General features: G+C 70.1%; 15 protein-coding genes. 11 read left to right on the forward strand and 4 right to left on the reverse strand.

Features of this window, described 5'->3' with window-relative positions; all coding sequences use genetic code 11:
* Positions 1-85: 85 nt before the first annotated feature.
* The gene (locus OG410_RS02625) at positions 86-1,669 is read left to right on the forward strand and encodes an alpha/beta fold hydrolase (protein WP_329297581.1); all 1,584 of its coding nucleotides are present in this window, start codon (positions 86-88) and stop codon (positions 1,667-1,669) included.
* A 47-nt stretch (positions 1,670-1,716) separates the two neighbouring features.
* On the opposite strand, the gene OG410_RS02630 is transcribed toward OG410_RS02625, so the two are convergent.
* Positions 1,717-2,532, reverse strand: a complete 816-nt coding sequence (locus OG410_RS02630; RefSeq protein WP_329297582.1) for a DUF427 domain-containing protein — start codon at positions 2,530-2,532, stop codon at positions 1,717-1,719.
* A gap of 279 nt (positions 2,533-2,811) precedes the next feature.
* Here OG410_RS02630 and OG410_RS02635 point away from each other — a divergent pair, with 279 nt between their 5' ends.
* The 7 genes from OG410_RS02635 (at position 2,812) to OG410_RS02665 (ending at position 8,767) form a co-directional block, all read left to right on the forward strand.
* Entirely contained in the window at positions 2,812-3,081 is a 270-nt protein-coding gene (locus tag OG410_RS02635; protein WP_329297583.1) for a hypothetical protein, read from the forward strand.
* Positions 3,082-3,204: 123 nt separating this feature from the next.
* The gene (locus OG410_RS02640; protein ID WP_329297584.1) at positions 3,205-3,711 is read left to right on the forward strand and encodes a toxin; all 507 of its coding nucleotides are present in this window, start codon (positions 3,205-3,207) and stop codon (positions 3,709-3,711) included.
* Positions 3,708-4,886 (forward strand): MAB_1171c family putative transporter, encoded by a 1,179-nt coding sequence (locus OG410_RS02645; RefSeq protein ID WP_329297585.1) that lies wholly within the window; start codon positions 3,708-3,710, stop codon positions 4,884-4,886. Before OG410_RS02640 ends, OG410_RS02645 begins: the two co-directional genes overlap by 4 nt.
* A 64-nt stretch (positions 4,887-4,950) precedes the next feature.
* A complete protein-coding gene (locus OG410_RS02650; RefSeq protein ID WP_329297586.1) occupies positions 4,951-6,129 on the forward strand; it encodes an MAB_1171c family putative transporter in 1,179 nt (392 codons plus the stop codon).
* 14 nt (positions 6,130-6,143) lie between these two features.
* Positions 6,144-7,568 carry an FAD-dependent oxidoreductase gene (locus OG410_RS02655; protein ID WP_329297587.1) on the forward strand — a complete coding sequence of 475 codons (1,425 nt, stop codon included), beginning with the start codon at positions 6,144-6,146 and terminating at the stop codon, positions 7,566-7,568.
* A gap of 177 nt (positions 7,569-7,745) precedes the next feature.
* The gene (locus tag OG410_RS02660; RefSeq protein ID WP_329297588.1) at positions 7,746-8,204 is read left to right on the forward strand and encodes a GNAT family N-acetyltransferase; all 459 of its coding nucleotides are present in this window, start codon (positions 7,746-7,748) and stop codon (positions 8,202-8,204) included.
* Positions 8,205-8,353: 149 nt separating this feature from the next.
* Positions 8,354-8,767, forward strand: a complete 414-nt coding sequence (locus OG410_RS02665) for a pyridoxamine 5'-phosphate oxidase family protein (protein ID WP_329297589.1) — start codon at positions 8,354-8,356, stop codon at positions 8,765-8,767.
* A gap of 62 nt (positions 8,768-8,829) precedes the next feature.
* On the opposite strand, the gene OG410_RS02670 is transcribed toward OG410_RS02665, so the two are convergent.
* Entirely contained in the window at positions 8,830-9,891 is a 1,062-nt protein-coding gene (locus OG410_RS02670) for an NAD(P)H-dependent glycerol-3-phosphate dehydrogenase (protein WP_329297590.1), read from the reverse strand.
* Between the two features lie 88 nt (positions 9,892-9,979).
* Between OG410_RS02670 and OG410_RS02675 the strand changes: the two genes are divergently transcribed.
* Complete coding sequence (locus OG410_RS02675) at positions 9,980-10,495, forward strand: NUDIX hydrolase (protein ID WP_329297591.1); 516 nt, start codon at positions 9,980-9,982, stop codon at positions 10,493-10,495.
* A gap of 98 nt (positions 10,496-10,593) precedes the next feature.
* Here OG410_RS02675 and OG410_RS02680 read toward each other — a convergent pair whose 3' ends face one another.
* The gene (locus OG410_RS02680) at positions 10,594-10,932 is read right to left on the reverse strand and encodes a thioredoxin family protein (protein ID WP_329297592.1); all 339 of its coding nucleotides are present in this window, start codon (positions 10,930-10,932) and stop codon (positions 10,594-10,596) included.
* Between the two features lie 230 nt (positions 10,933-11,162).
* Positions 11,163-11,537, reverse strand: coding sequence for a hypothetical protein (locus OG410_RS02685; protein WP_329297593.1), 375 nt, complete (start codon positions 11,535-11,537; stop codon positions 11,163-11,165).
* 879 nt (positions 11,538-12,416) lie between these two features.
* On the opposite strand from OG410_RS02685, the gene OG410_RS02690 reads away from it, so the two are divergent.
* Both OG410_RS02690 and OG410_RS02695 read left to right on the forward strand, forming a co-directional pair.
* Positions 12,417-13,079 (forward strand): lysophospholipid acyltransferase family protein, encoded by a 663-nt coding sequence (locus OG410_RS02690; protein WP_329297594.1) that lies wholly within the window; start codon positions 12,417-12,419, stop codon positions 13,077-13,079.
* 267 nt (positions 13,080-13,346) lie between these two features.
* Positions 13,347-13,727, forward strand: coding sequence for a hypothetical protein (locus tag OG410_RS02695; RefSeq protein ID WP_329297595.1), 381 nt, complete (start codon positions 13,347-13,349; stop codon positions 13,725-13,727).
* Positions 13,728-13,733: the final 6 nt, after the last annotated feature.

The following is a 13,733-nucleotide window of genomic DNA, read 5'->3' on the forward strand; positions in this document are numbered from 1 at the left end:
CTCCCTCAGGGGGAGTTCCTACCGTACCGGCGAGCGCGGAGCACCGGTAAGCCCGGCCCGCGGACCCCAGTACGAGGAGACGGTGATGACGACTTTCATCCTGGTGGCGGGCGCCCACACCGGCGGCTGGATCTGGCAGGAAGTGGCCGCTCGGCTACGGGAGTCGGGGGCGCGGGCCTGTCCGGTGACGCTCACCGGCATGGGCGACGACGGCCCTGCGGCGGGCCCCGGTACGGACCTTGAGACGCACATCGACGATCTGCTGCGGCTGATCGACGAGTTGGACGCGCCGGAAGTGGTCCTGGTCGGTCACTGCTACGGCATCTACCCGGTGCTCGGCGCAGCCGGCCGGCGTCCCGAGCGGATCGCCCGGATCGTCCACCTGGACGCCGGCATGCCCCAACACGGCGACCAGGCCCTGACCTTGGTGCCGGACGAGGCTGTACGCGAGCGGCTGTCGCAGGGGACCGGTGCGGACGGGGACGACTGGCTGATCCCTCCGCCACCGCTCGAGGCGTGGCAGCGCTGGGGCAGCGTCGCCGGGATCCCGTCGAGCGCCCTGACCCGGTTGACGGAGAACGCCGCACCGCAGCCGGTGGGCACGCTCACCCAGCCGCTCCGTCTGACGGCAGCGGTCTCGGCTCTGCCGTCGACCGGCGTGCTGTGCACCGGCAACGGTTCGAGCATCGCGATGGTCGAGGGCTTGGTGGCGTTGGGAGATCCCCGCCTCCGAGCCCTCACCGAGCCCCGGGTGACCTTCTTCGAACTCGACACCGGGCACTGGCCGATGCTCTCCCGGGCGGACGACGTGGCCGGGACGCTGCTCCGGGCCGCCGCGGGGGAAGGCCACCGGGTGGCGGCCGCGGTGAGCGAACAGCCGGCTCACCTTCGCCCGTTCCTGCTGGACGTACCGGAGCGGCGCCGCGAGCGGATCGGACGGGTCGATCTCCACTTCCCCGGTGACCTGTCCGACGCCCTCCCCGCCGGCCTCGCCGCCAGCGTCCAGGCCGACCTTCCCGACGGCCTCTCCTCGGAAGCCGAAGGCCCATGGCCGGCGGTCGTGTTCGTCCATGGCGGTCCGGTGCACCCCGACGTGCGGCCGACTCCGCGGGACTGGCCGGGCTTCGTCGGCTACGCCCGCCTCGTGGCGGGTCTGGGAGCGGTCGGCGTCACGCTGGACCATCGGCTGCACGATCTGGCCGACTACGGGCGGGCCGCCGAGGACATCGCCGAAGCGGTCGACCTCGTACGGGCCGATCCCCGTGTCGACGCGGACCGCGTGGCGCTGTGGTTCTTCTCCGCCGGCGGGCTGTTGTCGGCGGACTGGCTGGCGGCGCCCCCGCCCTGGCTGCGGTGTGTGGCGGCGACCTATCCGGTCCTCGCGCCGATGCCGAACTGGGGGCACGTCGCATCCCGGTTCCGGCCTGCGGTCGCCCTACGAAGCGCGGAACGGCTGCCGGTCGTGCTGACCCGGGTGGAACTGGAGCGCGCCGAGATCGCGGCGACGGTCGAGGAGTTCCTGGCCGCCGCCAAGGAGTGTGACGCCGATGTCGAGGTGATCGACGTACCCCGTGGCCGCCACGGTTTCGAGACGACCGACCACTCCGAGCGGGCCCTCCATGCCGTGGAGCGCGCGGCACGGTCCGTATGGGGACATCTGCGAGGTTGACCGATCGCCGCTTGCACCGGGGCAGCGACGGCTGGAGGGCTGATCCATCACGGCTGTGTCTGCTCCGTGAGCGCTCGGGTGAACGGGGTGACGGGGCGCTCCAGGCCTTCGCCGTCCACGGTGATGTCGACCACCTCGTTGTAGAAGGCCACGAGGTCTTTGACCGCGCCCACCGCCGGCAGCGGATCCGGGTAGGTCCAGACGATGTTCGCCGGGACGGCGGCGCCGCCCCGCCACGACCAGTAGTCGGCCGTGCCCTTGTAGGGACAGCCGGTGTGATGGTCGGTGGGGACGAGGAGTTCGAGGCGGACGTCCTCGCGCGGGATGTAGAACCGCGTCGGCAGCCCCGTTTCGAAGAGCAGGACCGGGCGGACGGTGTCGGCGACGAGCGTGCCGTCGATCTCGACCCGCACATGACGGCCGCTCGCGATGGCGTCCACCCGTTTGTGCGGGTCGCGCGGGTGGATGAAGATCTCTTCCTCCTCCTCGTACCAGTGGTCCAGGCCCCGGCCGACGCGGCCGAACCACTCGAAGGCGATGTGTCCGGCCAGGTCGGAGGCGGCGAACGTCCAGGCCGCGTTCTCCTGGAGCTCGCCGTCGAGCTCCAGGTCGTAGAAGATCCGCGATCCGGTGTGCGTGCCCGTCGCGGGGTTCTTCGCCGGGCGGAGCAGGTCCTCGCGGACCTCCTCGCGCGGGAAGGCGTACAGCGGCACCGGTACTTCCGGCTCCCACACGAGGACGGGGTGCCTGCTGTCCACGACGGTCACCTCGCCGCGTCGGCCGCGCACCCAGCGTGCGCTGGGTTCCCACAGAAGACCTTCCGGGGTGGTCCGGACGGCTCGCGCGGTGGGGAATGTGGTCATGACCGGCCCTCCTCGTGATCGCTCACGCCTCGGCTGCGGCTGCGGCTTCCGCTTCCACACTGACACGCTTCGGCGCCGGAGTCTCAGCCGGAGCCGCAGCCGAGGCCGTCCGGGGCAGCCGGGCCGGCTGGACCCGTTGGGTGCGGGGCGTGGACGGGCTGCGGCGGGAACTCTTCTCCGCCCTCGGGAAATACGGAAAACTTAACAACCCGGGCGCGGCCGGATAGTCTCGCGTGGACGTCGACTCATCATCTTTTCAAGCGCCTTGGAGAACGCTCGGTGGCAGCGGATGCTTGTGCCCAACTGGCCGGAACGCCGGCGCACATCAGCCGGTCGGCCGGTCGTCGAGGACGCCTCTCCGACGCTCTCGACGCCAACGGCCCCGCGCAGGGCACCGCCGCCTCTCCGGATGCCGGCGTCCGCCCGCTGGACGTGCCCGGCCCGACGTCCGCGGACCTGCCTCGCTGTTTCGCCGGGCTCTCCGCCGGGTTCCCGGACGTGGAGACCACGCGGTCCGACGTGGCGGGCCTCCAGGGCCGGCCGAGGTGACGTACGGGCCGGGACACCGTCGACACGATCGGCCGGGCACCATCGTCGGGCCCGTCCGCAACAGCCTTGTACGGCCCGGAACCAGGGATGAGCGCGGGGGGAACGGTGCGTAGGAAAAGGGAGATGCGCAGGCTTGCCGACGTGCTCATCGACCCTGTCCGGGTGACGCCTCCGGCGGACGCCGATGCGTTGTTCGCCGCGCTGGTCGCGTCGGTCAACCAGTGGCGGGGGCGCGAAGTCGTCGTCCACAAGGCGGCTTTCCCGCCTCACACGGCGACGGGGCTCTGGCTCGAACGCGACACACATGACGACGTCATCATCGAAGAGCGCACGGCCGTATGGCACCAGATCGTGATCTTCGGCCATGAGGTGTGGCACATGAGCCAAGGAGAGGCAGCGCCGCCACACCACCTGTATGTCTCCCACGATGCCCAGCAGACCGCCGCCCGCACCGACTTCAGCCTACGGGCCGAGCAGGAGGCGGATCGGTTCGGCATGCTGCTCGGACGGCGTCTCCGGGCGCTGCTGGAAGCCTCGGACCACTCCGTCCTCGCGTCCGGGTCGAACAGCGCCGACGATCTCGCCAGTCGCATCGGGGCCGCCCTGAACTATCGCGGAACACGAAGATGAGCGGACTGATCAACTACGTGAGCTGTGGCGTGCTGTGGCTGGGCCTGACCGTGCGGGCACCCGATCTCGTACGCCACTGGCGCGACCCCATTCTGCGCACCGTCTGTGCGGTGATGGCGCTCGCCGGCCTGTGCTTCCTGCTCGGCGCGCCACCCACGGTGGGGGCGATCAACCGGGTCAGCGGAATCCCGAATCTCGCCGCGCCGCTGACCTACGCCTCCATCACCGCCTACAGCGCCATGTCCCTCGTTCTGATCATCTTCTGGAAGGGCGGACCGGACGTCCGCAGGATCGCCCGCCTCCTGATGGGCGGCTACTGCGCCGTACTCGTTCTCGTCGCCGTGCTGTTCGCGCTCGGGGACGCGCCCACGGAGCGTCGCACCGATTTCGACACCTACTACGCGATGACTCCTTTCATCGCCGAGATGATCGTCCTGTACCTGCTCGCTCATCTGGCCGCCGTGGTGACCACCGCGCTGTGGTCACTGCGCTGGGCCCGCGAGGTCCACGGGCGGCTCCGCACGGGGCTGCTGACCATGGGGGCGGGCACGGTGGTCGGCGCCGGGTACAGCGTCTCCAAGCTCACCGCCGTCGTCGCCCGCTGGTGCGGGCCCGACTGGTCGGCCCTCGGAACGGAGGTCTCGCCCGGACTGGCGGGCCTCAGCGCCCTTCTCACCGTCACGGGAATCCTCATCCCCTGGGCCGGGCCCAGCCTGACAGCCTGGCTGCACTCCTGGCGCGCGTACGTAGGCCTGGCACCGCTCGAACGCGAACTGGACGGTGTACTCGCCCACCGCAACCTACGACTGCCACGCCCACGACCGTCCTCCCCGGCCACCCTGCTCATGTGGCGCCAGACCAGCATCCACAACGCGCTGAGCTACCTCGACGCGCTGTTCGACCGGGATCTGTACGAGCGGACGCATGACGCCACCCTGCTCGCGACGGGAGACCGGGAGCGGGCCCAGGCGACCGGCTGGGCCGCGATCATCGCCGCGGCCGTACGGACGGAGCGCAGCGGGGAGCCGACTCCCGGTTCTCCGGGCGGCTCGGGCCTGACGCTCCCGGCGCCGGATGCCTCGGCTCTCGTACGTATCGCCGAGGCTCTGACCACGTCCGGCAGCCTCCCGGGCACCCCCGTACACCCCGGTCCGACCGCCAGGGGTGCCGTATGAGGCACACGCCGACAGCTCCGGCGCAGCCATCCATCGCGCGGGCCGCTGAACGGAGTTCTCACCCATGAGCCTTGTCGTGTACCTCGCCGCGTTACTCCTGGCCTTATCGGCCGTCCTGCTGTTCCGCCGGCCGCGTGCCGCGCTGCGCAATCCACTGACTGCCTCGACGTGCGCCGCGGTCTCGATCGGTGCTCTGTGCTTCACGTGCTCCGCACCCGTCACCCTGGCCGCCGTCAACCGGCTGACGGGCGTTCCCAATTTCGGCGCACCGCTGACGTACAGCATGATCTCCGCATACAGCTGCTCCTTGATCATTCTGCTGATCCACTGGAGGGGCGGCCCGCCCGAACTCGTCAGGCGCAGCACCCGCCAGGCCGTCATCGTCTTCGGTCTGCTCATCATCGCCGTCATCGTCCTGTTCACGCTGGCGGACCCGCGTACCGAGCGGCTCACCGACCTCGACACCTACTACGCGAACACGCCGTACATGCGCGAGATGATCGTGCTGTACCTGGTCGGGCACGGTGCCTGCATCGCGGTGATGAGTGCCGTGTGCCTCAAGTGGATGCGTGAGGTGACAGGCCCTCTCCGTACGGGACTTCGCCTCATACTCGTCGGCCTGCTGCTGGACCTCGCGGGCTTCGAGATCGCGAAGATCACCGCTGTCGTGGCCCGCTGGCTCGGCCACGACCTGGACTTTCTCTCCACGAACGTCGCGCCGCCCGTGGTCTCCCTCGGTGCTCTGTTCTGTTCCGCCGGCTTCACGATCCCCCGGCTCCTGCCGCCGGCCATCACCCACTGGCGCAGCCTGAACGACTATCGCCGGCTGACACCGCTGTGGACGGAAGTGCAGTGGGCGGCGACCGCGCCGAAACCGTCGCCCTCCTGGTGGGAGCTTCCCTACGCGCGACTCCAGTGGCTGGAGGTTTCCATCCACGACGCGCTCCTTGCCCTGGCCCCCCTCTTCGACGACCGGGTACGCCGGATCTCGCTGGCGACGGCGCTCGACGAGGGAAACACCCCCAGCCAGGCCCGCGTGATAGCGGAGGCGGCCATGCTCGCCGACGCCGCGCGGCAGGCGGCCGCCCCGGCCGACCGCCCCTTCAACGAACCCAGCACCTACCGCCTGCACGCCACCGGTGCCGTCGTCACAACGGGACTTGTGGAACTCGCCCAGGCACTGGGGCAATCACCCGTCGTCGCCGCAGCCCGTCGGGGATCGGTGACCGCGTCCCATGACTGAGATCAAGGAGCACCATGAGTAGAGCTGTCGTGATCGGAGCCGGACTGGGCGGTGTCATGGCGGCGGCGGCTCTGTCCTCCGCCGTCGACGAGGTGATCGTGCTCGACCGCGACGAGCTGCCCGACGGGCCGGAACACCGCAAAGGGCTTCCCCAGGGACGTCACGCGCACCTTTTGATGCCCGGCGGCCTGGACGCCATGGAAGAGCTGATACCGAAGACCGGCATCAGAGAACATCTCCTCGCCGCGGGCGCCCGCGAGATATCACTGAGCTCGGGCATGCTGGCCCTGAGCCCGGAGGGCTGGTTCCACCGTTGGCGCCACAACAGCCACAACATGATCACCTCCAGTCGGGCGCTGCTGGACTGGGCCGTACGAACCGCGGTCGTGGACAACACCGGCAACGTCGAGGTCCGCACCACCCATGTGGTCGACCTGACCGGTGACGCCCGGCGCGTCCGCGGCGTCCGCGTCGGCACCGCCGCGAACCCGGAGGTGCTCGACGCCGACATCGTCGTCGACGCGAGCGGACGCGGTTCCCGTATCCTGACCTGGCTGACCACCCTGGGCATCACCGGCATCGACGAGATACGGGTCGACGCCGGCCTCGTCAACGCCACCCGTATCTACCGCACCCCGCCGGGCGCCGAGAATTTCCCCCTGACCATGGTGCAGGCCAACCCCTATCTGGGCGAGCCCGGGCGCAGCGCGGTGATCGTCCCGATCGAGGGCAACCGATGGATGGTGAGCCTCGGAGGCACCAGGGGCGGAGAACCCCCGGCCGATCCCGACGGGTTCCTGCGCTACACCCTCGACCTCCCTCACCCCATCGTGGGCCGGCTCCTGTCCGGAGCGGAACCGCTCACGGACGTCTTCGTCAGTCACAGCACCAGCAACTCCCGTCGCTACGTGGAGAAGGCGCGTGACTGGCCGGACGGCCTCGTCGTCCTCGGCGACGCGCTCGCCACACTCAACCCGGCCTACGGACAGGGCATGTCGGTGGCCGCACTGGGCGCCCAGGTCCTCAGCCGGCAACTGGCACAGGCCGACCTGAGCACCCCCGGTCTCAGCCGCAGGGTCCAGCGCGCCGCGGCCGCCGTCGTCGAAACGGCGTGGAGCATCGCGGTCAGCCAGGACTCGATGTATCCCGGGGTCCGCGGCGGTGAGCGGACGGCTGTCGACCGCATCGCCGGCCGGTACACGCGCCGCCTCACCAAGGCGGCCACCGGTTCCTACGTCGCCGCGTCCGCCCTGTGGGACGTCACCGGTCTCAAGGCCGGACCCGCCCGCCTGCTGCGTCCGCGAACCGTTCTGGCGGCACTCAGCGGTCCTTCGCTGCCGCCGCTGTCCGAGCCGCCTCTCACCCCACGTGAGCGTGAGCTCCTCGACTCCCTCGACTCCACGTCCGGGGAAGGAGCCGCGTCCCCCACACCGGCGTGAGGGCAGGGTCCCGTATCTCGGCGGACGCCGGAAACCCTCCCTGTCGAGACGCCGGGCCGGTGTCGGTCGGCACACCAGCCCGGCATAGGCCGGTACCAGCCGACGCCGGCCGGCCCAGTCGGCGCCTGCCCGAGTGCTGTCACCTGGACAGAAAACCCGCGCGATAGTGTGATCATCATGGCTGACTGGGATCTACGTCCGGCCTCGCTTCGAGACATCGAGGCGGTGGTCGAATTGCGGGCCGTGGTGATGCGGGCGGATCTGGAGCGGCTCGGACGCTACGACCCGCACCGCGTGCGCCAGCGACTGCGGGACGGATTCGACCCTGCCCACACCTGGGTGATCGAGGTCGCCGGCGCGTTCGCCGGGGCCGTGGCCCTGCGGCCGGCGGAGGACTGCCGGTGGTTCGAGCACTTCTACCTGGCGCCTCGTCTCCAGGGCTGCGGCATCGGCTCGGGCGTACTGAGCGAGCTGCTGGAGCGGTGTGACCGCCTCGGTGTCCCGGTCCGGCTGAACGTGCTGCAGGGCAGCCCGGCCCGGCGGCTGTACGAGCGCTACGGGTTCACTGTCGAGGCGGAGGATCCGGTGGACGTGTTCATGGTGCGCCGGCCCCTGCCGGTGAGCGAGCCCGGCTGACAGGCGCCGGAACGGTTGCCTGACCTTCTGGGTCGCCTTCTGGGTCGTCCTGCCCTGGGCCGTCCGGCAGGAGGACCTGCCTTTCGGCTCCCCCTCAGTAGGGCCGACCGGCCCTATTCGGTCCCGGCGTGGGGAGGGACGATTGCTGGATGTCGCAGGAAGACACGTTTCACGAACTCGGCCGGCAGGAGTGCCTTCGCCTCCTGGCGAAGGTCCCGGTCGGCCGCGTGGTGTACACCCGGCAGGCGCTGCCCGCGGTCCTGCCGGTCAACTTCCGTCTGGACACGGACGACTCCGTTCTGCTGCGTACCTCGTCGGACTCGGAACTCGTCCGCGCGATCGACGGCGTCGTGGTCGCCTTCGAGGCGGACGAGTTCGACGCGGAGACCCGGTCCGGCTGGAGCGTGGTCGTCACCGGACGGGCCACCGTCGTGACCGACCCCGCCGAGCACGAACGGCTGTCCGAGGTCGGCCCGACCTCCTGGATGCCGTTGCGGAACACGGTGTTCGTGAGGATCGAATCGGAGATGGTCAACGGACGTGAGCTCAGGGGACACGCGTGACGCGGTGACCGCCGAACCGGACCCACCGGACGCTTGACCGGCCCGCCGGTCGGCTGATGGCTTCAGGCGCCGTAGTGTTCCGGTTTCGGGGTGCGGGACAGCAGGACCGCGGCGGCGTCTTCCACGGTGGCCTCACCGTCGATCACGGCGGCGACGACTTCGGTGATCGGCATCTCGGCCCCGTGGGCCCGCGCCAGGTCCAGGATGGCCCGGCAGGACTTCACGCCCTCCGCGGTCTGGTTCGTCGCCTTGGTGGCCTCCTCGACGCTCATGCCCTGCCCGAGGTGCTCGCCGAAGGTGCGGTTGCGGGACAGGGGCGAGGAGCAGGTGGCCATGAGGTCGCCGGCCCCGGCGAGCCCGGAGAAGGTGAGCGGGTCGGCGCCCATCGCAGCGCCGAGCCGGGCGGTCTCCGCGAGGCCGCGGGTGATCAGCAGAGCGCGGGAGTTGTCGCCGAGGCCAAGACCGGCGGCAAGCCCGACGGCGAGGGCGATGACGTTCTTGGTCGCGCCGCCGAGCTCGCAGCCCGTCACGTCGGTGGCCGTGTACGGGCGGAAGTAGGGAGTGTGGCAGGCCCTTTGGACCGCGGCGGCCGCGGTTTCGTCGGGGCAGGCGATGACGGAGGCGGCCGGCTGCCCGTCGGCGATCTCCCGGGACAGGTTCGGCCCGGACAGCACGGCGATCCGCTCGCGCGAAATGCCCGTCACCTCGTGGACCAGCTCGGACATGCGCAGACCGGAGTGCGTCTCGATGCCCTTCATCAGGCTGACGACGACCGCATCCGGGGCGATGTGCGGGGCCCAGGCGGCGAGGTTCTCCCGTAGCGTCTGCGCGGGGATCGACAGCACCACGTATGCCGCACCTTCGAGGGCCTCTGCCGCGCTCGTCGTCGCCCGGAGGCGGGGCGGCAGGAGGACACCCGGCAGGTAGGACGGATTCCGATGCCGCACGTTGATCGCCTCGGCGACCTCGGCCCGCCGGGCGTGGGCCACGACGTCGTTGCCGGCGTCGGCGAAGACCTTCGCCATGGTCGTTCCCCACGATCCCGCGGAGAGCACCGCAACCCGGGCCACCCGACACACCCCATCCACGTCCTGAGTCCTGACCCCGGTGACCCTATCCGGCATTGCCGCGGTCACCCCTTCAACGTCGCGGTCGTTCGTCCGTCATGACCGGATCGGGCTTTCACGGCGATGAACGGGGAATCATAGCGAGGTGCCCCATTCTCACGTTCCGCCTCTCGCGGTCGACGGTCGTGGCAATTACCTGGTCTCCTTCGCACGCGGGACCGAAGACGCGCCACCGTGTGACGCGCCGCTGCCGGCGGCGTTGGTCGCCATCTGGCACGCCGACCGTGTCCTCATGGTCTTCGATCGATTCCGCCAGGCGTGGGAACTGCCCGGCGGCCGCATTGAGGAAGGTGAATCCCTTCGGCAGACGGCCGCGCGCGAGTTGCTGGAGGAGAGCGGCCAGGTACCCGACGGACCGTTACGGTTCATCGGGTACGCGGGCTTCGTACTCGCACCCGACCAACGAGCCGAGTACCTGGCGTTGTTCGCAGGCCGCACCACCGATGTTCGGGACTTCCAGGCCACCGAAGAGATCGCGGGCATCCGTTGGTGGAACCTCCGGGACGTCCTCCCGGGACGTGTTCAACCCCTGGACACCTACCTCGCCCGGCTCACGAGAGAGTCGGGCTCTGGCCCCTCCCACGATCCACCGTGCCGTTAGAACTCAAGCCGAGGTTCCGGTGGCCACGAGCGGCCCCGAGGAGCATGGGGGTGGTGGGCCAGGGTGCGATGTCGCGGCCGCAGTACCTCGGTTGTCACTCAGAGGTGGCCGTCCAGGAACTTCCGTACCTCGGCGATGGTCATGGGCCCCGTGCCTTGCGCCACCGCCTCGCCCTCCTTCAGCAGGACGTAGGACGGGGCTCCGGTGACCCCGTATCGCTCGGTCGCCGACGGACAGCGCGTGATATCGGTGCGGACTGCCGTCAGGCGACCCGCGTATTCGTCGGCGACAGCACCCACGACGAGGTCCATCGCCCGGCAGGGCTCGATCGCCTTGGGCCATGTCCCGGTGAAGTAGGCGAGGACCGGGGTTTTGCTCATCCCGAGGATGAAATCGAACTCCGCGTCCTCACGGGGTTGGTGAACCCGCTTCGCCATCGAAGCTCCTGACTTCGCGTTCCGTCATTCCGTCCCCATCATCCCCCGGTGTCGCGGGCCCGTCGTCAGCGCGGTGCACCGGTCGGCGGCCTCTTGGGCCGGGGGCATCTCCCGTGGGACGGCTGTCTCAGGTCGCGGACAGCAAGCGTCGGTACCCGGCCCGAGCACATCCGCGCGGGCCGGCCGTGTTCGGAGTGAGCGGGCGCGCTCGGGGCGCGCCCGCCGCGAGGTCAGCAGGTCGCGCTGCTGGAGATCTTCACGCCGTTGATGGTGAGGCCGGAGCTCATCACGGTGGTCGTGTTCGGCCCGACGCAGAGCGTGCCCGCGTTGCTGCGCAGGTAGGCCACGTCGTCGTTGCGGGTGTTGAGGACGATGTAGCCCTCGCGGGACGTGACGTCCTGGAATCCGCTGGTGACGACCTGGAACTTGGCGGCGGGGTGGCCGGCCGTGACGGCGGCCCGGTCCACGTAGAAGCAGACGTACGGGTACGCGCAGCCGTGCTGGACCGGCTCGGCGTTCGCGGCCGGAGCGCCGGCCATGGACACGGCCGCGACCGCACCGGTGACAACGGCGAGGTTCGCCGCTTTACGGATGATGGAGCTCATCAGTCCCCCAGGAATTCGATTCGGTTCGGGTTGATCGGTAAGCGGTGCTCGACCGGGGGACAGCGCACGCCGCTCCGGGCACTGGTCAGGGTGTCGGAGGTGTTCGCCGTCTACCGCGGCGAGAAGTCCGCGCACGGCAGGGTCTCACACGGTCGTACATGTGATCGACCGTCATGGTGCGTGCTGCTGGGAGGACTTCGTGTACGGGCGAGGTGACCCATGGCTCGGTCGGTCAGAGATCGGATCAAGCGTCGACGGCCGCTGTCCGCACGGGCGGTGGCAAGCCGGCGTTCGAGGGCGACGCTTTCGCCCAGGTCCGGAGTGACCTTCTCGATGAACTGCTGCGGAACGCAGTTGAACGTGACCGATCGGCGGATGTTCCGGCAGTGCAGCAGGGTCCCGAGCTCGGCCAACTGTGGGGGATCGAGTGCCGACAGGTCCCAGATCACCGGTCCGGTCCGGCGCCGTGGTTCGGCTGCGGCCATGCGGCGCTTGAGGTGGAGCGCCTCGCGTTCGGTCTCGAGGCTCGCGTGGGTCCGTCCCGCCAGATCGAGGTAGATCGCCGGATCCAGAACTCCAGCAGGCTCCGAGCGAGCACCGACAGTCCGCTGCCCGGCTCCTCGCGGGCCGATGCCCGTGCCTCGGCGATCGACTCCTCGGTGACCGGCTCACTCCTCATCGAAGCCCTCTTTCGCTGTTGTGCACCTGGTGATCAGGGAATCCTGCGGATGCGCCGACTGTCCCGACGTCGGCTGATGCCGGCGGCGCAATGCCGAGGGAAGTATCCGAAGGCCCTCAAGATGAGTACGAGGACTCAGGCCGTGGCGTCGTCCAGGAGCGAGGATATGGATCAACGCCGTCCAGACCGGGAGACCTTTCGTGCTCAGCCGCACCGCCGACTTGCTGGTGCCCGCGTTCGGGCGTCTGTCGGTGACCACCGACGCATCCGCCGAGCTTGAGCCCGGCAGCATCATCGCCGCCAATCACACCTCGCTCGCGGACCCCGTCATCGTGGTCGCCGCCCTGTACCGCCTTGGCATCGAACCGGTCATCATGGCGACAGCAGGCCTGTGGCGTGTCCCCGTGCTTGGCCGCACCCTCGTCCGCGAAGGACACATCCCCGTGCACCGGGGCGGCCCGCGGGCCGCGGCCGCCCTCGATCTGGCCGCGGAAGCCCTTCGGCAGGGGCGCCATCTCCTCATCTACGCCGAAGGGGGTCTGCCCCGCCGCAAGGACTCCGCGGAGGGTGCCCCCGGCGAGTTCCGCAGCGGCTTGGCCCGGCTCGCCGAGTACACCGGCGCTCGTGTCCTACCCGTAGGCCAGGCCGGTGCCCGGCGCATGGTCTCAGGCGGTGTGGTCAAGCAGCTCGCCGGTCTGGCCACGGCACCGGTGCGCCGTCCTCAGTTGCACGTCCACGTGGGCACGCCGCTGGTCCTGTCCGGCGACCAAGCCGCGCGCACGGCAGGTGCCCGAGCCGCGGTGACCGCAGCCTGGCGGACAGCCGCCGCGCACCTGGGCGAGCCGGCCACGCTCGCCGCATAGCGGGCAACCGGCCACGAGGGCATCCCACGCCGACTCATTGACCACTCGCACCGGCAGTCCTTCATCGCCGGTGCTGCCGCACCCCGTGACGGAGACGGCGGCGGCACCCAGGGCGGTCGGCAGCGAAATGGGTGGTCGCTTCCTGTTCCACCACAACGCGGCGTTGGGACCGCCGGGGCCTGTGCGCCGTGCGGGTTCGGGCCCGTTCACGGGAGAGTCAAGGCCGCGAAGGGCCGTAGGTTCCCCTCGGCCACCTACGATGTGGGCATGTCATCGTCTGGGGCCGCTCCGGAAGGCCGCCGCGGGGAAACGAGGTCGACCGACCTGGTGCCCGCACGCGCGGATCGGATCATCAGGGCACTGTCGTGGGGGTGGGCGTCTGCGCCCCTCATCACGTTCGCCCCGGCGATCGCGCGTGCGATGGGATTGCCGGACGTGCGACGAGAGATCGGCTGGGTGTTCGGCCTGACGGGGCTGTTCACCTTCGCCCTCGCGCCGGCAGCGGGATTTGTGGTGGCTCGGGTCAGCAACCGGCGACAGGCACGCGCGCGATTCCTGGTCATGGCCGCGGTGTCCACTCCGCCGATTCTCTCCCTCTTGTTTTTCGGAGTGCTGTTCCCCGAGTGCCCGGACGGATACCACTGCTGAGGGCTG

The sequence above is a fragment of the Streptomyces sp. NBC_00659 genome, from assembly GCF_036226925.1.
Lineage (GTDB): Bacteria > Actinomycetota > Actinomycetes > Streptomycetales > Streptomycetaceae > Streptomyces.

Coding starts and splice junctions, on each gene's coding strand:
- OG410_RS02625 (WP_329297581.1), top strand. CDS start 86: ATGACGACTTTCATCCTGGTGGCGGGCGCCCACACCGGCGGCTGGATC.
- OG410_RS02630 (WP_329297582.1), bottom strand. CDS start 2,532: ATGACCACATTCCCCACCGCGCGAGCCGTCCGGACCACCCCGGAAGGT.
- OG410_RS02640 (WP_329297584.1), top strand. CDS start 3,205: ATGCGCAGGCTTGCCGACGTGCTCATCGACCCTGTCCGGGTGACGCCT.
- OG410_RS02645 (WP_329297585.1), top strand. CDS start 3,708: ATGAGCGGACTGATCAACTACGTGAGCTGTGGCGTGCTGTGGCTGGGC.
- OG410_RS02650 (WP_329297586.1), top strand. CDS start 4,951: ATGAGCCTTGTCGTGTACCTCGCCGCGTTACTCCTGGCCTTATCGGCC.
- OG410_RS02655 (WP_329297587.1), top strand. CDS start 6,144: ATGAGTAGAGCTGTCGTGATCGGAGCCGGACTGGGCGGTGTCATGGCG.
- OG410_RS02660 (WP_329297588.1), top strand. CDS start 7,746: ATGGCTGACTGGGATCTACGTCCGGCCTCGCTTCGAGACATCGAGGCG.
- OG410_RS02665 (WP_329297589.1), top strand. CDS start 8,354: ATGTCGCAGGAAGACACGTTTCACGAACTCGGCCGGCAGGAGTGCCTT.
- OG410_RS02670 (WP_329297590.1), bottom strand. CDS start 9,891: ATGCCGGATAGGGTCACCGGGGTCAGGACTCAGGACGTGGATGGGGTG.
- OG410_RS02680 (WP_329297592.1), bottom strand. CDS start 10,932: ATGGCGAAGCGGGTTCACCAACCCCGTGAGGACGCGGAGTTCGATTTC.
- OG410_RS02685 (WP_329297593.1), bottom strand. CDS start 11,537: ATGAGCTCCATCATCCGTAAAGCGGCGAACCTCGCCGTTGTCACCGGT.
- OG410_RS02695 (WP_329297595.1), top strand. CDS start 13,347: ATGTCATCGTCTGGGGCCGCTCCGGAAGGCCGCCGCGGGGAAACGAGG.